This is a genomic window from Agromyces neolithicus (genome assembly GCF_039529735.1).
Classification (GTDB): Bacteria; Actinomycetota; Actinomycetes; order Actinomycetales; family Microbacteriaceae; genus Agromyces; species Agromyces neolithicus.
The window spans coordinates 214,643-233,300 of sequence record NZ_BAAANJ010000015.1; the positions used below are offsets into that span (position 1 = coordinate 214,643).

16 protein-coding genes are annotated in these 18,658 nt (G+C 66.6%); 1 reads left to right on the forward strand and 15 read right to left on the reverse strand.

Annotation, left to right across the window (positions count from 1 at the left end; all coding sequences use genetic code 11):
* Positions 1–8: 8 nt before the first annotated feature.
* Positions 9–917: a carbohydrate kinase family protein gene (locus tag ABD164_RS14890; RefSeq protein ID WP_344297074.1), complete on the forward strand. Its 909-nt coding sequence runs from the start codon at positions 9–11 to the stop codon at positions 915–917.
* Positions 918–964: 47 nt separating this feature from the next.
* Here the strand turns inward: ABD164_RS14890 and ABD164_RS14895 are convergent, their stop codons facing one another.
* The 15 genes from ABD164_RS14895 to ABD164_RS14965 form a co-directional block, all read right to left on the reverse strand.
* On the reverse strand, positions 965–2,020 hold the full coding sequence (locus ABD164_RS14895) for an NAD(P)-dependent alcohol dehydrogenase (RefSeq protein WP_344297075.1): 1,056 nt from the start codon (positions 2,018–2,020) through the stop codon (positions 965–967).
* A gap of 36 nt (positions 2,021–2,056) precedes the next feature.
* On the reverse strand, positions 2,057–3,154 hold the full coding sequence (locus tag ABD164_RS14900) for a glycoside hydrolase family 172 protein (RefSeq protein WP_344297076.1): 1,098 nt from the start codon (positions 3,152–3,154) through the stop codon (positions 2,057–2,059).
* A gap of 28 nt (positions 3,155–3,182) precedes the next feature.
* The gene (locus ABD164_RS14905; protein ID WP_344297077.1) at positions 3,183–4,085 is read right to left on the reverse strand and encodes a carbohydrate ABC transporter permease; all 903 of its coding nucleotides are present in this window, start codon (positions 4,083–4,085) and stop codon (positions 3,183–3,185) included.
* Positions 4,082–5,011 carry a carbohydrate ABC transporter permease gene (locus ABD164_RS14910; protein WP_344297078.1) on the reverse strand — a complete coding sequence of 310 codons (930 nt, stop codon included), beginning with the start codon at positions 5,009–5,011 and terminating at the stop codon, positions 4,082–4,084. Before ABD164_RS14910 ends, ABD164_RS14905 begins: the two co-directional genes overlap by 4 nt.
* 59 nt (positions 5,012–5,070) lie before the next feature.
* Complete coding sequence (locus tag ABD164_RS14915) at positions 5,071–6,393, reverse strand: ABC transporter substrate-binding protein (protein WP_344297079.1); 1,323 nt, start codon at positions 6,391–6,393, stop codon at positions 5,071–5,073.
* Positions 6,394–6,510: 117 nt separating this feature from the next.
* Positions 6,511–7,533, reverse strand: coding sequence for a LacI family DNA-binding transcriptional regulator (locus ABD164_RS14920; protein WP_344297080.1), 1,023 nt, complete (start codon positions 7,531–7,533; stop codon positions 6,511–6,513).
* 600 nt (positions 7,534–8,133) lie between these two features.
* Positions 8,134–10,638 carry a tyrosine-type recombinase/integrase gene (locus ABD164_RS14925; protein WP_344297081.1) on the reverse strand — a complete coding sequence of 835 codons (2,505 nt, stop codon included), beginning with the start codon at positions 10,636–10,638 and terminating at the stop codon, positions 8,134–8,136.
* Complete coding sequence (locus ABD164_RS14930; RefSeq protein WP_344297082.1) at positions 10,631–11,848, reverse strand: tyrosine-type recombinase/integrase; 1,218 nt, start codon at positions 11,846–11,848, stop codon at positions 10,631–10,633. The genes ABD164_RS14925 and ABD164_RS14930 overlap by 8 nt, the downstream gene beginning before the upstream one ends.
* A gap of 96 nt (positions 11,849–11,944) precedes the next feature.
* Positions 11,945–12,769, reverse strand: a complete 825-nt coding sequence (locus tag ABD164_RS14935) for an ATP-dependent DNA ligase (RefSeq protein WP_344297083.1) — start codon at positions 12,767–12,769, stop codon at positions 11,945–11,947.
* On the reverse strand, positions 12,693–13,205 hold the full coding sequence (locus tag ABD164_RS14940; protein WP_344297118.1) for a hypothetical protein: 513 nt from the start codon (positions 13,203–13,205) through the stop codon (positions 12,693–12,695). The genes ABD164_RS14935 and ABD164_RS14940 overlap by 77 nt, the downstream gene beginning before the upstream one ends.
* 53 nt (positions 13,206–13,258) lie before the next feature.
* Entirely contained in the window at positions 13,259–13,723 is a 465-nt protein-coding gene (locus ABD164_RS14945) for a single-stranded DNA-binding protein (RefSeq protein ID WP_344297084.1), read from the reverse strand.
* 89 nt (positions 13,724–13,812) lie between these two features.
* Complete coding sequence (locus ABD164_RS14950) at positions 13,813–15,639, reverse strand: type IV secretory system conjugative DNA transfer family protein (protein WP_344297085.1); 1,827 nt, start codon at positions 15,637–15,639, stop codon at positions 13,813–13,815.
* 46 nt (positions 15,640–15,685) lie between these two features.
* Complete coding sequence (dprA, locus tag ABD164_RS14955; protein WP_344297086.1) at positions 15,686–16,681, reverse strand: DNA-processing protein DprA; 996 nt, start codon at positions 16,679–16,681, stop codon at positions 15,686–15,688.
* Between the two features lie 46 nt (positions 16,682–16,727).
* Positions 16,728–18,221 (reverse strand): ATP-binding protein, encoded by a 1,494-nt coding sequence (locus ABD164_RS14960; RefSeq protein WP_344297087.1) that lies wholly within the window; start codon positions 18,219–18,221, stop codon positions 16,728–16,730.
* Positions 18,218–18,658: a hypothetical protein gene (locus ABD164_RS14965; RefSeq protein ID WP_344297088.1), complete on the reverse strand. Its 441-nt coding sequence runs from the start codon at positions 18,656–18,658 to the stop codon at positions 18,218–18,220. The genes ABD164_RS14960 and ABD164_RS14965 overlap by 4 nt, the downstream gene beginning before the upstream one ends.

An 18,658-nucleotide genomic window follows, 5' to 3' on the forward strand; every position in this document is an offset into this window, starting at 1 on the left:
GGAGCACTATGGCCACATCCGACACCTCCATAACCACTCGCATTACCGTCATCGGCGATGCGCTCATCGACGAGCTACGCGACCCGGCGGGCTCGCGCGAGTTCGTCGGCGGCGCGGCGCTCAACGTGGCCGTCGGACTCGTGCTCCTCGGCCACGATGTGACATTGATCGCGATGGTCGGCGACGACGAGCCGGGGGCTCGAATTCGTTCTTACCTCGTCGACCACGGGGTGCGCCTGGTCGAGAGCCCATCGCCGTTCGGCACCTCCCGGGCGATCTCCGACCGCCGCGACGGCGAGCCGCAGTACGAGTTCAACCATGCGGCGCAGCGGCGCGGCATCCGATTCGATTCCGCCACCCGCGCGGCGATCGCGGACGCCGACCTCGTGGTCATCAGCTGCTTCCCGTTCGATGACGCCGAACAATACGCTGCCCTTCGCGACGCCATCGCCCGCCCTGGCGAACGGCTCATCGTCGACGGGAACCCTCGCGCCGGCATGCTGCACGACCGGGCGGCGTTCCTCGAGCGGTTCGAGGAGCTCGGCGGGCAAGCGCTCCTCGTGAAGGTGGGCGACGAAGACGCTCAACTTCTGCTCGGCGACTCACTCGAGGCCTTCGTAGAGCGCCTCAGATCGGACGGAGGTGCCCCGGCGATCCTCGCCACCGCCGGCCGCGATGGTTCGGCGGTCCACCACGGGCGCTTGCGCGTACACGCCGACATCGTCGACCTGCCCGGCAGAGTGGTTGACACCATGGGCGCCGGTGACGCGACCCTGTCAGCCACCGTCGACCACATCGCTCGGCACGGCATGCCGGCATCCAAAGCCGAGTGGGCGGGGGCGCTCCGTTCGGCGATGACCATCGCCGCCGCGACCGTGCGCCAGGAGGGCGCTCTGCTACGCGTGCCTTCTGCGTGATTGGGCATGATGATCTCGGGGCGGCGAGCGGTCCATTGCTGCGTCCGTCAACGCCCGGGGAGCACCACAGCCTTCATTTGTCCCGGGATCCCGCCGGCGTTCAGCGCCGCCTCGGCATCGGCAAGCGCGAAGCGACTGGTGACGAGCACATCCAGATCGACCTTGCCGCTCGCAACGAGCCCGATTCCACGCGGCCAGGTGTTCGCGTATCGGAAGACCCCGCTGAGCCAGATCTCGCGGTTCTGAATGTAGGAGACCGGGAGCTCGACGTCGTCGTTGCCGAGACCCACCAAGATCACCCGACCAGCGGCGCGAACAGCGCGAATGCCAGCCCGAACAGCCGGCGCAGCCCCGGAAGCGTCGATGAACACGTCGACGTCGAGTCCTTCGACGGGCTCCATGAGCGGATCGATGGCGGCGGTAGCGCCGTGGCCGAGTGCGAAGGCGCGTCGCTCCGGGGAGACATCCGTGACGATGGTCTCCGAGGCACCGAACGCGCGGGCGACCTGCGCGGCGATGACGCCTACCGGACCGGCTCCAGCGATCAAGACGCGGCTGCCGACGGTCACCTGGGCTCGCTGGCACGCCCATATTCCGACAGACAGCGGCTCGATGAGCGCCGCGGCTTCGTCGGTGATGCTGTCTGGAATGGGGTGGGCGAAGTCGGCTTGGATGGTGACGAACTCCGCGAAGGCGCCATCGATCGGCGGCGTCGCGTAGAACTCGATGTCGGGGCAGAGGTTGTACCGACCGGCCTTGCACTCGGTGCAGAGCCGGCATGGGCGCTGCGGCTCCACCGCTACCCGTTGACCGACTCGGGCGGAATCGACCGCGCCTCCCACGGCGGCGATTCGACCGGAGAGCTCATGCCCGAGAATCAGTGGTGATTCGACGGCGTACGGGCCGATCCTCCCGTGGGTGTAGTAGTGAACGTCGCTCCCGCAGACGCCGACAGCGGCAACCTGGACCAATACCTCATTTGCGGCGGGCACCGGTGTCGGGATGGTGCGAAGCCTGATCACACCTTGCTTCTCGAGGAAGGCGGCTCTCATGTCCGTGGTCATGTCTCTCCTTGCCTCCGCTCCGGGAGCGGGGTCGACCATCTGCCGCGTGTCAGGCATGAGTCGGCCGTCGAACGGCTACCGCGGGCGTCGCTCCGCCACCGATGGCAGCTCGGGGAAGGTGGTGGCCGGCGCGTCCTGGTACCAGTACGCGGTGGTCGAGACGTCGTCGCTGCGTTCGAACAGCCCGTACTCCCACATGCCGATCTGCTGGACCGTCACCTTGAGTCGCTGCTCGAAGAAGACCGGGTCGGGGAGGTGCCAGCGGTAGAGACCGTGCATCGGCAGCATCGGGGTGATGAACTCCGAGGCCTTGGTGGTGTCGTTCCATCGCGCGAACGGGTAGCCGAAGTACGGCGCGCTAAAGGTGATCGGATTCGGCTCGGGCTCGGCGTGCAACCCGTCCTGGAATGCCCACGCGCCGCCGGCGTAATCCTCGAGCCCGGTGCTGCACAGCGACGGGTACTGGTCGTCGTCGTCGACGTAGAACTTCACCTCGCCCTCGCCCCACCAGTACCGCTGCAGCGAGGCCAGTGCCACGTAGGTGCCGATGTAAGTTCCCCGTCCTTGGACGTCGTCCACGATGACGTGATCGGTGCCGAGCGGAGTGGTGCCATTGGACCGGCGCCATTGGGCGTGGAAGTATCCGGGCCAGTCGTCGAAGTCCTCACCCGTGGTGTAGTCGACCTGGAAGAAGATGTGGCCGATGTCGGCCGGGTGGTCGCTCGAGAGCGTGAGGCGCGCACCGCTGCGGAACGGCATCGGGAAGAAGCTGTTCATTCCGCCGGTCGGGGCGACGACAATTGGCTCCGAGGTCACGAGCGCACGCTCCGCGAAACCGTTGCAGAAGAAATCCCCGAGCGGGACTTCCACGGACGGCTGCTCAGACCCGTCCCAGTACGCCCGGAGCACGAGGTCGCGTAGGACGAAGGGACCACCGGGGGTACGGTCGGGCACCGTGATCCAGATGTGACGGATGACCCCAGCACCCTCGATCTCGGCGAGGGTGATCGTCTCCCCTGAGGCGATCGGAAGCCACGCACTGCCTTTGCGTCCCGGCCCGAGGTGTGAAGCGACCTGTGCGGCCTCGCCAGGCGCGCCGGTGAAGTTCTCCGCGTTGATCGAGTGGCTGCGGATCGAGCCACGGTTCTTGAGGGCATTCCACTGTGTGGTCATGGCGACCTTTCTATGGTGCGAGATCGGGCTACTTCACGGCTCCGGCCGTGACGCCGCGTTTGAGGGTGTTCTGGAAGATGAGGAAGAAGATCAGCGTGGGCAGCAGCGAGAGCAGCGAGCCGGCGTTGATCACGGTGATGTCGATCGAGTGCTGTCCGCGAAGGGTCGAGAGCGCGATCGGCACGGTCTGGGAGTCGGGGGTTCCGAGGAGGATCAGCGGGATGTAGAACTCGTTCCACGACCAGATGAAGATGAACACGACGAGCACCGCGAGAGTCGGCCGCACGATCGGGAACACGACCTTCCAGAGGATGGTCCACTTGTGCGCCCCGTCGATCGCGGCCGCTTCGAGCACCTCGCGCGGGAAGGTCGACATCACGCTGGAGAGGATGTAGGTGCCGAAGGCCGCGAACAAGATTGTGAAGACGATGTTGATCGACCAGATCGAGTTCAGCGTCCCGGTCGCCTGCGCCCCGTAGAACAACGGGTAGATGAGCGCCTCGTGCGGGATCATCGTCGCGAGCAGCAGGATGGTCGTGACGATGCCACTGCCCTTGATCCGGCCGATCCCGATCGCGTAGGAAGTGACCAGCGCCAGGCCGGTGCCGACGAACGCGATGAACGTTGAGCTGAACACCGAATTCCACAGCGCGAGCGGGAAGTTGACCCGGTCGAGGTATGCGGTGAAGGCATCAGTCGTGAACGAGGTCGGCCAAGCCAATGGCCCGTTCGTGGAGTAATCGGCGCCGGTCTTGAAGGCGTTGAGCACGAGCAGGAGAAGAGGCGAGGCCATGATCAGGGCCACGATGATGGCCACCAGGAGCAGCAGCCAGTCCCGTAGACGCCGCTTGCTAGTCCGCTGGTGAGATTGCGGTTCGGTCTTCTGACCCGGCTGAGTCGTGACTGCGCGGGTTGCGTCGATTGCGGTCATGCCGTCACCTCGTTCCGGTGTTCACGTCGTTGCCAAGCGATCATCACGGCGGCGACCACGAAGATCACGATCGACATGACGGTCGCGATCGCCGAGCCGTACCCGACCCGGGAGAGTTCGAAGAAGTTGCGGTAGGCGTAGTAGGACGGCACGATCGTGGACCCTTCGGGCCCGCCTCCGGTCAGGATCAGGATCGGAGCGAAGACCTTCAGCGCGCCGATCGTCGCGGTGAGCACGACGACGAAGATCTCGGGACGGATCTGCGGGATCGTGATCGCCTGGAAGCGGCGCCACCATCCGGCCCCGTCGAGCTCGGCGGCCTCGTAGAGCTCCGGGTCGACTCGCTGTAGGGCCGCCATGAAGATCACGACGGGGTAGCCGATCTGCAACCAGATCAGCATCAGCATCACCGAGTAGATGGCGATGTTCGGATCGCCCAGCCAGTCGGGCGGATTCTCCACGCCGATGGTACGGAGAAAGGTGTTGATCGAGCCGTTCTGCGGGTCGAGGATCCAGCTCCAGATGAAGCCGGCGACCGCGATCGGGAGGATCTGGGGCAGGTAGTACGTGGCCCGGAGGAACGAGATCGTCTTGTCCCCGTACTTCCGTCCGAGGTAGTCGAACAGCAGCGCGGCGAGAATGATGCCGATCGCTGTGGGTACGATCACGATCGCGACGATCATCGAGATCGAGTTTCGGAAGGATGCCCAGAACGTCTCGTCGGTGAAGAGCTCCAAATAGTTGTCGAGGCCGGTGAAGCGCATCGGCGCTGCCCCGCCCTTCCACCTGAACAGGCTCGCGAACACGTTCATCGCGAACGGAACGATCACCACGGCGAGGAAGCCGAGCGTAATGGGGATGAGATAGAACCAGTAGGCGCCGCGTCGCTCGAGGCCGCGTCGTCTGGGGGTGGTCAGTTGCGTCATTGTTGGGATCCTCTCCGGAGATCCGGGCGGATGCCATGTGGCATCCGCCCGGACACCGGTCAGCCTTCGTTGACCGTGGCCTTGCCGTCGTCGTAGAACTTCTGCAGTTCCTCGGTGTACTCGTCGGCCGTCTCGTTCTTGTTCGACATCGCCTGCATATGCGACTGGATGAAGTCCAGGAAGCCCGGCACCGGGTAGTCGGGGTAGAACGTCAGCGTGTCTTCGTCGACGAGCTCGACGAATCGCTCGGTGAACTCACGGGTGAGTGGGTCGGAGATGGTGCTGGTGTCGCCAGCGAGCGGCAGACCGCCGAGTTGGCCGATCTCGTTCTGCACCTCGGGGCTGAGCGTGATGTCGATCCAGTCGTACGCGAGCTCCTTGTTCTTCGCGTTCGCCGGCACACCCCACAGGTGGCCGGACGAGCCCATCGACATGTTCGCGCCCGGGAGGGTGAAATATCCCCAGTCGAAACTCGCCTCGTCGCGGATTCGGGCGAACTCGCCGTTGTTCCAGATCAGCATCGCCTGCTCGCCGCTGAGGAAGTTCACGGTCGCCTGCTCGAAGCTCAGACCGCCGAGCTGGTCGCCGACGTAGCCCTTGTCGATCCATTCCTGGAATCGGTCCGCGCCTGGCTTCCACGGCGTCTCGGAGAAGTCGACGTCTTCGCGCAGGAACATGAAGTCGTCGATCTGGTCGCGATCCGCCTCGGCCGAGACGAGCGAATACCATACCCACATCTGGTTGAACCCCTGGCTCGTCGACGCTGAGCTGGAGATCGGAGTCACCCCGGCAGCCAGGAGCGTGTCCATGGCGGCCTCGAAGTCCTCGAGGGTCGTCGGCACCTCGGTGATGCCGACCTGCGCGAATAGCTCCTTGTTGTAGTAAAACATCACGTACTCGCCGATATTCGGGATACCGTACCAGTCGCCGGAGCCGGCCTTGCCGGCCTCGTCGTACTGGGCGAACGCTTGCATCGAGCCGGTGACCTTTTCGTCCCAGCCGAACTCCTCGGCCTGATCGGTGAGCGGCGTGAGCAGTCCCTGCGCGGCAAGTTGCCCGCCGTCGGCGTTGCCCTTGTTGAACTCGATCACGTCCGGCACGTCGTTTCCGGTGAGCGTGATCTTGGCGTTCTGGCGCATCGCATCGAAGCTCGTCGTCTGGAAGTCGACCTTCACGTCGGGGTGCTTCTCCTTGAAGATCTCGAGCGCCTTCTGCCATCCCTGGCCCTGTGCTGAGTCGGGGTTCTCGTACTGCAGGATCGTGAAGGTGTCGTCGCCGCTGTCACCGCTTGGGCTGCAGCCGGCCATCATCGAGATCGCGGCCGCACCGGCAGCGACGCCGGCGACGATTCGCGAGACGGATCGACGGGTGATTCTTGTCATCGGAGCCTCCATTGCTTCGAGTGAGCTGTGACGGTATTCAGTTGTGGGTAAGGAAGTCATGGGCAGGCGCATCAAGCGTTCCGTCGTTGGACGTATGCTCGGGGCCTGCTGGGATGGTTAGCGGGGCGGACTCACCGATCCGCGGATGACGAGAGGACACGGCGTGAGGTAGAGATCGCGAGGGCCGTCGACCTTGCCCTGCAACCGGTCGATCGCACGACGCGCGGCCCAGACGCCCATCTCATAGTGCGGAAGCCGGACAGTGGTCAGTCCCGGCACCAGTGCGTCGGCGATGAACTGCTGATCGTCGAACCCGACGATCGACAAGTCGTCCGGCACCTCGAGTCCAAGTGAAGCCGCAACCTGATACGCGGCGAAGGCGCTCTGATCCGAAAAACAGAAGACAGCCGTCGGCCGATCCGAGCGGTCCAGGAGCGCCCGCATGACCGGGACCGCCGCAACCGTAGAAGGCTCGGGTGCAGCGACGATCAGGCTGGGATCGATCTCGATACCCGCTTCATTCAGCGCCGCCTCGTAGCCGCGCTGACGCAACGTGCGGGCGATGAACCGCTGGTCAGCGACATTGCAGAACGCGATCCGACGGTGACCGGCGTCGATCAGATGCCTGACCGCCGCTAACGCACCTCCGACCTCGTCCGGAACGACACCATCCGCTTGAACGCCTTCCGGCGCGATGCCATCGAGGACCACCAGCGGCATCGAGAGTGGCACCGCCGGCGTTTCGACCACGCGGTGGTACCACGCAGCAACGATCAACGCTTCGACATCGCGCTGGAGCAACGACTTGGATGAGAGCTCCGCGATCTCGGCCCGGTTTGTCGTGTCGATCAGCATGGCCAAGTAGCCCGCCTCCCACGCAGCGACCTGCACGCCTTCGAGCATTCGGCTGGCAAACGGAACGCTCGCGACGCCGTGCGAGATCAAGCCAAGCGTTTGCGTGCGGCGGGTCCTCAGGCCACGCGCGAGCAAATTGGGCACGTACCCCATGTCGGTGGCCGCCTGCTTGATGCGTTGCGCCGTCTTCTCGTTGACGCGCCCGGCATATCTGTCGTTGAGGACGAGTGACACGGCCGACGGCGACACGCCCACCGCAGCGGCGAGATCTTTCAGTGTCAGCATCGGGGCTCCGTTGTCGTCTGATCGTTCATCGTTTGATGCTGAGGAAACCTCTCGAGTCAAACGATTGATGTCACGGTAAACGCGTCAAACGTGTTGACGCAATCGCGTTATCAATTCGTGACAGTTGAAGTTCCAGACGCGTGCGGGCGGTGGTACTTGAAGCGGACCGGGCATCCTTCTCGGGCAGATCGTTGTGTCCAATTGATCGCTCTTGGAGCTGGGATCGGCGAGTCGCCAAACTCGAGTCCAGATTGCAGGGCGCGGGCGTATCGTGGCGGACGTGAGCGATGCGCAATACGGGGTGAGCCCTGAGCTGCGGGCGACCTACATGGCGTCGGCCGAGGAGATCGAACGCGACGACTACGAACCTCGTCGTGGCGGTGGTGGCCCTTGGCCAGGCCAGCACCGGCGATGGTCGCGGCGGCACGGGCGAGATTGAACGCGATCATGGCGACGACGAGTCAGGCGGCATTCGCGTTGATACTCCGGAAGGCAGGTGCGCCAGGGGCTGTTCTTCAGATCAGCGTTGACCTGCTCGATGATCGCCTGACCGCGATGGGTCTGTCCGCGGGCCAAGGAACAACTCTAGCGCGGCTGCGATCAGCCCTGGGGCGAGGTCCGGACGACGGGCATCGGTAGCGCAACCGGCCCGATGCTACCAAGACGGCGTGCCCTCTCGCGCTTGGTGCGCAGGTGGTCAAGGGTCACCTCGATGCCCTCGATCTCGCCGCGCCATCCCTCGCTTTCGGCGCGTTGTTGCCGGGCGATGAGGTCTGTCTCGATGTCGTCGAGGCGGTCGACCATCTGTGGCTCGACATGGAGCATCGGGCATCGGACGCAGGCGTGCTCGTGGGCGCAGGGCGTTCCGTAAGGGCGCCCGCAGGCGCCGAGCTCGACCTTGCGTTTGTCGAAGTGCTCCTCGAACTCCTGCCACTCGGCGTTTGTCGCGTCGCGATACTCGTCCTTCGGTCGCAACTGGCGTCGGCGGGCGAGGTGCAGTTGGTCGTGCCGGACCACGTCCTCGTCGAACACCGCGACGTAGCCGCGCGTGGTCTGGAGGTTCGCGTGCCCGAGTAGGGCCGCGCCGATGTGAATGGGCAGCCCGTTGTTGACCAGGTCGGTGGCGAACAGTCGTCGGAAGTCGTGCGGCGTGAAGCTCAGCCCGTCGAATTCTGGGTGTCCGACGGCGACCTCCTCGCAGGCCCTCCGGATCAACCTGGCGGTCAATGTAGGGCTCATCACGCCTCGAACCTGCCCGACGCTGTGCTGGAATAGGAACGGCAACGGCTCGCTATGCTGCCGCTCGTATGGATCCCAACGACGCACAAGGGGGATGGTTCGCAGCCGCTCAGTATGGCGGTGGATGATCTGCGCGATCACGTGCAACAGTTCGGGCGACATCGGGATGACGCGCTCTCGGTCCGACTTCGACGGCGTCACCACGAGGAGCGCAACGACCTCCCCGTTCGGACGGCGGTACTGGCGCACGGAAAGATGCGAGAGCTCCAGCAGCTCCTCGTGCCGGATACCGGTCAGCCTCAGCACCTCGATGATTGCCCAGGTCCAGAAGGCACGCGCTTCGTCGGCCTGGACGTCGATGACCGGCCCGCCCTCGGCACGCCGGACCCGCATTGGGGCAGCATCTGGCGCGGGCTCGATGGCTGCGCCGCGACGTGCACGGGGACCCTTCTGCGGGTACTTCCCCGCGTTCGCGGACCGGGACCCGACGATGCGCACGTAGCTGACACCCCCCACTTTGAACTCGGGCTCGGAGACGGATTCGGCGGCCGCGAGCAGAGCGCTCAACCGGTCCCGGTCGACCCTGACGTGGTCGACAAGCAGGTCCAGCATCGGCTGCCGAGTCCGCGTGCGATCGGCGATGCGTTCAGCTAGACGCCGTCGGCCCGCGCTGTAGCCTCGGCTGGCGATAGGCGGGATGGGGCACCGTGCGACCCACGGTCCCCAGCGCCCGGGGTCTTCGACCGCCCAGCTCTGGACGTCGAGGTAGAGGGCTCGCACAGCGATCAGGAGGTCCCAGATGCTCTGGCGTGGGCGGCGTCCGTCTGGGGTCTCGACAGTGTCCACGTCCGCCCTCCAGGCGTCGTACGTCACCTCGTCGAGGTCCAGGTCTCGCTGGTCGGGGTTGACCCGCTCAACGACGCACCAGAAGTTCCGGGTGAGCGCGCGCACCAGGTTGGAGACGGTGCCGTAGTCCATCCCGAGCGCCGAGCGGTGGGTCACATAGTCGATCAGGAGCTGACGGACCGCAGTGTTCGCGATCCCGTAGGTGTCGACCATCTCGGTCACGCTCTTGCGCCCACCCACGGTGGCGACCTTCATCGTCACTGGCGTGCCCTCGGGGAACTTTCCCGCGTCGAACAGTACCTGCCAGATGAGGGCTCCCGCGAGCTTCCGCCCGTGCTTGTTCTCGGCAGTGCTGACCTCGCGGAGGGCCACGCCGAAGTGCATGATCCCGGCGGGCGTGATATCCGACGCAGGGATCGCCTGTACTGCGAGCATGCAGGCGAGCTCGGTGAGGGCCTTGTTGCGCATCGTCGCGCTCACCGGGGCCGATTCGATCGCTGTCACCAGTACGGCCAGGTCGTCGTCTCGCTGGCTCGCCAGGAAGATCCTGGCGAAGTCCGAGACGGCGTTCCTGCGCAGAACGCGGAGCGACGGGACCAGCACTCTCAGAGCAACCAGCCACGAGAAGCCGCTGGTCATCGTCCAGCTCGCTGTCGGGGAGGGGTTCAGCGACGCGAGCGGGGTCGACGACGACTCCCACCCGCTCGCCTCCCACCGCTCCTGCCACGTGGCGCCCGGAAAGGCGCTCAGATGCTCGACCAGGCGTCGGATCGAACGAGCGCGCTTGTCGAGCTGAATCGACGAGCGAGGCAGCACGGAGCACGCCGCTGCGATCAGCGTCTCGGCGGGCGCCGCGTCCAGATCGCCGTGAGGGTGCGGAAGGTGCGGTGCGGGGGCCACAGACGCGACCACGTCAGCCTTGCCCCACGACTTCCCTACGCGGGCGTCGCCGACGTCGCCCTCTTGCGGCGCGTCTCGCCGACTCCAGACCGCTGTCGTCGATGCCGCTGCCCTACTCATGGACGCCCCCGCCGAAGATGATCGCGATGTCATCCTCGGCGTAGCCCGGCGCGAACCGGCGCGGCGGAGGTGCCGGCCTGGCGTAGTGGTCGTGCATCTTGTCGATGACCTCATCGATGCGCGGTGTCGTGTAAATGCTCGTGGTCCTCAGATCTGCGTGGCCGAGCACCACCTGCACCTCGGGCAGGGTCAGCACCCCGCTGTCAACCATCCGCATGGCGGCAGTGTGCCGCAGGTCGTGCAGCGTCCAGTTCGTGCCCAGCACATCGTTCGCCCGCTGGAGCACGCGCCGGGCCGCGCCGTACGTGAGCGGACGCGGCTCACCGCGCACGGTCCTCCAGAGAGGGCCAGTGGCATGGCCCTCGAACGTCCGCAGGTAGCGGGCAAGCCAGGACATCGCTTCCGGGGACAATGGGACCATCCGACGCTCGCGCGAGCCTTTCGAGACGACCGACATTCGCTGCCCAGCCCAGTCGACGTCGTCGACCTCAGCGCCCAGGAGTTCCTCCGCACGCGCTCCTGAGCTGACGAAGCACGCAACCAGCGCTCGGTCGCGGTCGCACGGCATCTGCGCAAAGAACTGATTCCACATCGCATCCGGGATCGATCTTGGACCGGGACGTTGAGCGCGCTGCCGGTGGGCCCCTCGCCGGTGCGCCTGACGAGGCTCCAGCGGGCCCCGATGAGCGAGAGCACGACGGCGGGCAGGTGACTCCGGAACAGGATTCACCACCGGGCCGCGAACCCAGTGCGCATGGAAGTCGTAGAACCCGCGCACAGCAGCAAGTGTCAGATTGATTGTCGCCGCGCCGTACCCGAGGCCGAGGTTCGGCTTGCCGGTCTTCAGGTTCACCGCGGGGGCGCCCGCCTCCCGTCGCCGCTGCGGATTTGGCGCGATACGCAGCCACCCCACAAGCGCGGCGGTCTCGGCCTCGGTCGCGCGGTCCCATCTGACGTCAAGCTGCCACAGGACGCGGAACCACATGAGCACCGCGTAGCAGTACGACCGGATCGTGCGCGGGCTGTGGTCGCCGACGGCCATGTAGCGCGCCCACGCACTGACAGGTTCGACGGCTCTTCCGTCCTCGTCGAGCACGACGTACGGCTCGTCGGATCCGGGCCCGGCGATGACGCGTCCGACCCTAGCCAATTGGACGTCGCCGGATTGGAGACCCCGTCGCACAACGTCGTCTTCGGTGGGCTCGTACACGCGGGGCTCCTCGCTGGCGACCGGACGGGCACCGCACCACCGGTCTAGCAAGGGTGTTGTCGCGCGTTTGGGCAACACGCCAGTGGTGCAGATAACTCACCACTCGCGCTTGCCACCCTCGTACCCCGAGGCGGCCGCCTTCACTATGATTCCCTCGACACCGACCGCCGGCATCGTCTCGAACCACTCCCGGGCTTCGTCGACGTCGCGGGTGACGGGGGAGATATTCATCGGTGGCTGCCACTGGGCGGCCAGCTCCTCGAGCAGCGACTGGCGATGCTCGAGGGCGAGGTGCCGCACGTCAGTACCGGCGACCGCGAGCACGTCAAATGCGGCGAATGACGACGGCAGTTCCCGTGCGCGCCGGGCAGCTATGGCTGCTCCGCCGCTCAGGCGGTGCTGCATGGCGGCGAAATCCAGTCGGCCTTCCCTCCAGATGACGGCCTCACCGTCGAGGACCGTTCCATCTGGCAGCTCCGCGGCCGCGGCCGCGAGCTCGGGAAAGTACCTCGTGAGATTCTTACCCTGCCGGGACCACACGGAAGCCAACTCGCCGGCCAGCACGATCGCGAACCTGAACCCGTCCCACTTCGGGGAGTAGAGGCAGCCGCCCGGCAACGCGTCAGGCTCGGGCAACTCTTCGACTCGGCGCGCGAGCGCGAGCTCGGGTGGAATGTGTAGCGACTCGGGTAGTGCCACAGTCCAGCTTTTCACGCAATCCGCGCAAATACATTGGGAATTGTCTCGCCAGACAAGACGCGGACGGCATCGCCGGAACCGGGGTGCGCCGGAAGTGGACGCACCCCGAGCGAACACGCGCCTTCGACACGAGAACTGACCGCTGTTAGCTCCGAGATTCGAAAGCAACCTGGGCGGCGCGGCGACGGGCGACGTCGTCGACGACAAAGCGAACGAAGTCATCGTCGCGGTCAGTGACCTCGCCTTCTTCGACTGGGTCTGCCGGAGGTTCGCCCGGCCATGCCGTTTGGCGTGTGGGCCGGTCGCGGTCGAGGCGGGTTCCCGAGGTGGCGACCCAGTCGTGGAGGCGTTGGCGGGCATCGGCGAAGTCGCGGTGCCAGCCGAAGGGAGCGGAGCCGTGTTGGTCGGGATCGTAGGCGCAGAGCCAATGCAGGTGCATGGCGGAGAGTTCCCAGACAAGTTCGGGGTGCCGGTGCCACAACGGCGGAATGACTGAGACTGGGAGTCCGTAGGTCCGTCGGAGCCAGTTGACCCACCGGTTGAGCTCGATCCACTCGGTCTCGGCTTCATCGGCAGTAAGAAGGTTCCAGTTGATCGGATGCGGCGGCTCCGCCGTCAGCGGGCCGTCAAGATCCTCGAACGCGTTGTCTTCAGGCAGGGCACCCTGCGGGACTTCCTGCGTGGTGGTCCACCAGTGGCTCGAGGCCTCCGTCACCGCCCCGCTCCCATCCCCAGCACGGCGGTGTTCGCGCGCACTTGCGCCGGCGCTGCGACCGGTCGCGTGTTCGGGGCGTCCTGCTCGGCGCTAAGTGCTGGTCGGCGATTGCGTTCGACGTCGTAGTTGGTGCGGGCGAGGTCGTGGCCGATCTTCTTCGCGACGAATTCTTCGCGTTCGATGATCGCGCCGTCGCGTTCGACTTGGAAGGTTCGGACGTAACCCTCGGCGATGAAGCTGTCACCCTTGGCGAACTGGGAGAGTGCGCGGTCGGCGGTGGCGCGGTAGGCAACGAGGTCGTGAAATGTCGGCTCGAGTTCGGTGAAGCTGCCGTCGCCCTCGCGTCGGAAGTGGGGCTGGCCAACGCGCACGTAGAAACGGGTGTCGCCGTTCTCGGTAAACGACTGCTGCGGCTCCGAGGCGATGAAGCCGGAGAGCGACTGTTGGGTGTGAAGTGCCATGGGACCGTCCTCCTACGATCTGGTGGATCGTTTCGACCCGCTCACTTGGGAGGTGCGCCGCGCGTTCCACCGGCCAGGGTGCTTGCCGGTCATTCCGGCGGGGTGACCGGCAATTCCGCTCGCTGCTCGATTTCGTGAAAGGCGGCCGGCGTTTCGCGCAGGAGCGCCTCGATCTCGCCGCGGTTCGCCTTCAAATCCCGGGCGTCCGGTCTCTCTGTCCACATTCGCAGCTTTGCGATGACCGGTGGGGCGGCGCGGAGCAGGACGAGGCCGGTGCCGAACGGGAGGGTGCGGATGGTGTCGGGCGGCATGGTTGCGACGCGGCGAACGGAACGTTGCGCTGAGCGGGATCCGCGATCGCCGACGCTGGTGGAGTCGGTGGATTCGTCGCGTTCGCCGATCAGGGCGGAGAGGTCCTGGAGGTCTCTCGAGTTGGATGCTCCGCCGAGGACAATCTTCACGATCGAGGAGTCCCAGATCGCGCCAGCCGCGTTGTCGCTCCACTTGGTGCGGGCCTGCGCGAGGGATTGGAGCACCGGCATGGTGGTGATCCCGGTGCCGCCGCCTTCGGCCATCAGGCTGGGCAGGGATGGGAGTGGTGCGAGGTTGCCGATCTCGTCGAGTGCGAGCAGGAGCGGTGGGTCGAGGCGGGCGCCGGGGTTGCGTGCGGCGATGCGGCGGCCGGTCTCGATGAGGTCTTCGACGAACGCGGCGACGAGCGCGGCGGAGTTGTTCGCCCCGGCGCCGGTGGCGAGCAGGTAGAGGGTGCCGTTGCTGCGCAGGAACCCTTCGGGGTCGAACTCTTCTCCGTCGCCGGGGGAGACAGCGTCGAGGACGCGGGGGTCAGCGAGGGCGCCGAGGGACAGGGAGACTCCCTGCCAGATCGAGTCGCGGGTGCGGGGGTCGGCTTCGAGCATTGCCTGAAGCGAGTCGCCCCACCCGATCGCGGCGTTGGAGTTGCCGAGCAGGATTGCGACCGCGTCGTGGGCTGCGGCGGGGTCGAGGGTCCACCGGAAGAGTTCCGCGGGCGGGCGGCCGTCAAGTGCTGCGGCGTGGAGGAGCGCTTGCAGGGCGGTGCGGGTCTTTGCTTCCCAGAATCCGCCACCCTCGACGCCGCCGGCGGCGAGCCCGGTGCCGGCGGCGAGTCCCGTCGCGCGGATCATCGCGGTGAGCGGATCCTCACAGCCGCGGATGGGCGACCAACGGAGCCCTGCAGGAACCCCGGCTGCAAGCTGCTGCGGGTCGAATACCGCCACCGGTCCGAAGCGCCGTCGGGCGCGGAGCGTGACGGTGAGGTTATCGGGTCGCGTCGAGGTGGTGACCACTGGGCCAGGGGCGTCGAGGATCGCGTTGATCACGATGTGCGCGCCCTTACCGGAGCGCGGCGGGCCGATGACGAGCACCGAGTCCTCCACGCTTGCCCAGACGTTCGTGCCACGGGAGCGGCCGAGGACGTACCCGACGTCGGTCGGGCCAGCATCTGACAATGACGGGCGCAAATGGGCAGCGCGCTTCATGAGGGCGGTGCGGGATGTTGCGCGCTTGACGTCGGTGCGGGTGGCGATGCCGGGAATGCGGTGCGGGTCGGTGTTCGCCGCACGGCCGGTCTCGTGCAGCATCCGCCACAACCAGACCGCCGCCGCGACGGCGGCGCCGCACAGCACGGTCGCGGTGATCCAGAATGCGACGGGGTGCAGGCCGGGTGCATCCAACGCGGCGGATGGATCGCCTGGGGTGAGGAGCACACCAAGGCCGGACTCCGGTCCGCCGGCAGGTTGGGGGAGGCCGACTGCCCAGGCGGCGATCGCTCCGGCGGCGCGGAGCAGCAACGCGAGCGCGGCCGCTCCAATCAGCAGTCCGATACCGAGGTTGGCGAGTTCGTCGCCGAGAGCCCCCTGGGTTCGTGTCGTGCTCATCGCGCCCGTGGCATCCGTCGCATCGGCTTCTCCATCGCGCGATCCCTCAGAGAATGAGGTCGCCGCCGGTGCGGGCGAAGTGCCGAGTGGTGGAATAGGCGAAGGTCCGGTCCCCGGAGAAGCCTGCGGTGGAGTCGAGCAGGTCGGTGATGTCCTGCGCGTCGGTGACGAGGCTGGCGACTCCTTCCTGGATGAGGCCGTGGCAGCCGGCGCTCGCTGGGCTGGTGACAGGGCCTGGGACGGCGCCGACTGGTCGGCCGAGCGAGTGCGCCTGTCCGGCGATGTTGAGCGACCCGGATCGGTGACCGGCTTCGACGACGACCGTCGCACCGGCGAGTGCAGCGAGAATCCGGTTTCTTTGCTGGAACCGCCAGCGGGTGGGGGATGCACCGGGCGGGAGTTCGCTCACGACGAGGCCGCCGGTCTCTACGATCCGTTCGAAGAGCTGCTCATTGCCGGCTGGGTAGAGACGGTCGAGACCGCTCGCGAGGACCGCGATTGTCGAACCGGGCTCTGCGCTGGTCGCGGCACGGTGGGCGGCCCCATCGATGCCGTACGCGCCACCCGAACAGATCAGGCGATGCTGGGACGCGAGATCGGACGCGAGTTCTCTGGTGACGTGTTCGCCGTACCCGGTTGCCGCGCGAGATCCGACGATCGTGACCCTGCTCGAGAGCGGAGTGGCGAGCCGGTGCCCGTTGCCCTTGAGCCAAAGCGCGATGGGCGCGAGTGCGCCGAGCTGTTGCAGTTCGCCCGGCCAGTCGACATCCTCCGGAGTCAGCAGACGCAGGTCGTGTCGTTCCATGTCGGCGTGGATCCGATCGACCTGACCTGGGTTGATTCTTGGTGCGAGGCGGCGCCGCCAGAGTTCGCCCTCCGCGGGGTCAACACCGTTCGGCAGCCGATCCCCGGTCGTGATGAGATCGACGGTCTCAGCGGCACCGAGCCGTGCGATGAGGGTCCCGGTGACGATGTCGCTCGGCTCAGACAGCGCTGCGAGCATCATCCTCGCCTCCCGCTGCCGGTTCACGGTGTCGGCCATCGGATGTCTCCTCAATTCCTTGGAAGGTGCGCAACTGGCACCGCTGCTACGACGGACCAGTCATCCGCGCAGTCGTGTCGAATGCCACGAGCTCGTCGGGGTGCAACTGGTGCTGCACGACGAAGCTGCGGTCCTTGACTCGCCACAGTCCCTGCCCGAGACCGAGCGCCGGCAGTAGCCTCTGCTCGGTGCCCGAGAGCCCGAGCGCGGTCGCAGTGGAACCGAGCTGGTCGGCCTCCTGCCGGTATACGATCCGGGTTTCAGCGTTCGCAAGGAGGGATGATGCGAGGGCGCGCATCGCCGAACCGAAATCGCCGACGTTGTCGAGGTCGCTGAGCTTGTGGAACACGAGCATGTTCGCGATGCCGAAGTGCCGGGCGAGCCGCCACTGCGCGTCCATTCGGCGCAGCAGCGCCGGATACGTCATCAGCCGCCATGCCTCGTCGTAGATCACCCAGCGTTGCCCGCCGGCGGGGTCGGCGAGCGCGGACTCCATCCACGCCGACGAGCAGGTCATCAGCACCGAGATCAGGGTCGAGTTCTCCGCGACCCGGGAGAGATCGAGCGACATCATCGGCAGTGATGGGTCGAATCGCACCGTGGATGGCCCATCGAAGAGTCCTGCGAGATCGCCCGCCACGAGCCGCCTCAGTGCGTGCCCGACGAGCCGACCGTCTTCAGCGAGCCGCCGGTCGTGGTCGTCCTCGGAGCTCGGCGCCAGGATGCGGTCGACGACCATCGGCAGGATCGGCACCTCGGCGCTGCGGACCGCGTCGGCGAGGGCGAGGTCGATCGCGGTGTGTTCGAGCGGTGTCAGGGTGCGATCGAGGACGGTCTCGGCGAGGGCGCCGATCAGTTCACGTCGGCGGGCCGCGAGCTGTGCCGCCCATTCGGCATCAGATGCGGATGCGGCGCGGTGGCCTTCGTCGAGCGGGTTGAGCCGATTCCGCAACCCGTGGCCGAGGATGATCGCCTTCCCGCCGACGGCTTCGGCGACCGGGGTGTGCTCCCCCTTCGGATCCCCGGGCACGTACACCCGCCGTCCGAAGGGGAGAGAACGGGTGTACAGCGACTTCGCGAGCGACGACTTGCCCGACCCGACGATCCCGGCGAGCACGATGTTCGGCGCGGTGATCATCCCGCGCTGGTACAGCACCCACGGGTCGTAGACGAATGATCCGCCGGAGTACAGGTCCTGCCCGACGAACACGCCGGCCGAGCCGAGGCCGGCCTCGGCGAGGAACGGGTAGTGCCCGGCGAGCGTCGCGGACGTGTCCTGGTGTTTGGGCAGCTTGAGCCGGCCGGGCATCCGAAGCTGGGTAGGACCGGCCTCGCCGCCCGCGGGGAGATAAGCCGCCGAGCGCGCCTCTGCCCGCTCGGCCAGCCATCGAGTGCGTTGCTCGCGCGACTTGGCTTTGCGGGCGGCGGCTTCGATCTGCGCTGCCGAACGCTTCCGCGCGCGGCGGTCGCTGCGGCGCTCGTGGTGGGGTTCGACCAGCGCCGCGGTGTGCAGGCGCTCCTGCGTGTCAGCGTCGCTCATCGTGCCACGAAATGCGTCGCGCGGTGTGCGCTGAGCTTGTGCGCCGAGAACCACTCATCGGGGTGCTCGGCCAACGCCCGCTCACCCGCCGTCGCGGGCCGCTCGAGCGCGACGGCGAGCGTAGGTTCGAGGTGGAGCTCGCAACTGCGGAGCAACGACACATAGCCGAAATGCGGACTGTACGTCAGTGCATATCGTCCACTGTCATCGTGGATCGTGCGGTCGGTGCTGCCGGCTGGTATCGCGTCGTACACGTACCCGTTCTCGAGCGCAGCTTCGGTCGTCTCGTCACCAAAGTCCCACTGCTGCAGGTACTCGATCGCCGGTCCCGGCCCAGCGCGGTCGATCATCTCGAGTACGGCGTCGGCCTCCTCGCCTTGGAGGAAGACAACGCTGATCCACCGGGAGTCGGGCACATGTTGTACAAGGGTGGTCAT

Coding starts and splice junctions, on each gene's coding strand:
- ABD164_RS14915 (WP_344297079.1), bottom strand. CDS start 6,393: ATGACAAGAATCACCCGTCGATCCGTCTCGCGAATCGTCGCCGGCGTC.
- ABD164_RS14920 (WP_344297080.1), bottom strand. CDS start 7,533: ATGCTGACACTGAAAGATCTCGCCGCTGCGGTGGGCGTGTCGCCGTCG.
- ABD164_RS14895 (WP_344297075.1), bottom strand. CDS start 2,020: ATGGTCGACCCCGCTCCCGGAGCGGAGGCAAGGAGAGACATGACCACG.
- ABD164_RS14910 (WP_344297078.1), bottom strand. CDS start 5,011: ATGACGCAACTGACCACCCCCAGACGACGCGGCCTCGAGCGACGCGGC.
- ABD164_RS14950 (WP_344297085.1), bottom strand. CDS start 15,639: ATGAGCACGACACGAACCCAGGGGGCTCTCGGCGACGAACTCGCCAAC.
- ABD164_RS14935 (WP_344297083.1), bottom strand. CDS start 12,769: ATGACTTCGTTCGCTTTGTCGTCGACGACGTCGCCCGTCGCCGCGCCG.
- ABD164_RS14890 (WP_344297074.1), top strand. CDS start 9: ATGGCCACATCCGACACCTCCATAACCACTCGCATTACCGTCATCGGC.
- ABD164_RS14900 (WP_344297076.1), bottom strand. CDS start 3,154: ATGACCACACAGTGGAATGCCCTCAAGAACCGTGGCTCGATCCGCAGC.
- ABD164_RS14960 (WP_344297087.1), bottom strand. CDS start 18,221: ATGAGCGACGCTGACACGCAGGAGCGCCTGCACACCGCGGCGCTGGTC.
- dprA (WP_344297086.1), bottom strand. CDS start 16,681: ATGGCCGACACCGTGAACCGGCAGCGGGAGGCGAGGATGATGCTCGCA.
- ABD164_RS14925 (WP_344297081.1), bottom strand. CDS start 10,638: ATGAGTAGGGCAGCGGCATCGACGACAGCGGTCTGGAGTCGGCGAGAC.
- ABD164_RS14965 (WP_344297088.1), bottom strand. CDS start 18,658: ATGACCACCCTTGTACAACATGTGCCCGACTCCCGGTGGATCAGCGTT.
- ABD164_RS14905 (WP_344297077.1), bottom strand. CDS start 4,085: ATGACCGCAATCGACGCAACCCGCGCAGTCACGACTCAGCCGGGTCAG.
- ABD164_RS14945 (WP_344297084.1), bottom strand. CDS start 13,723: ATGGCACTTCACACCCAACAGTCGCTCTCCGGCTTCATCGCCTCGGAG.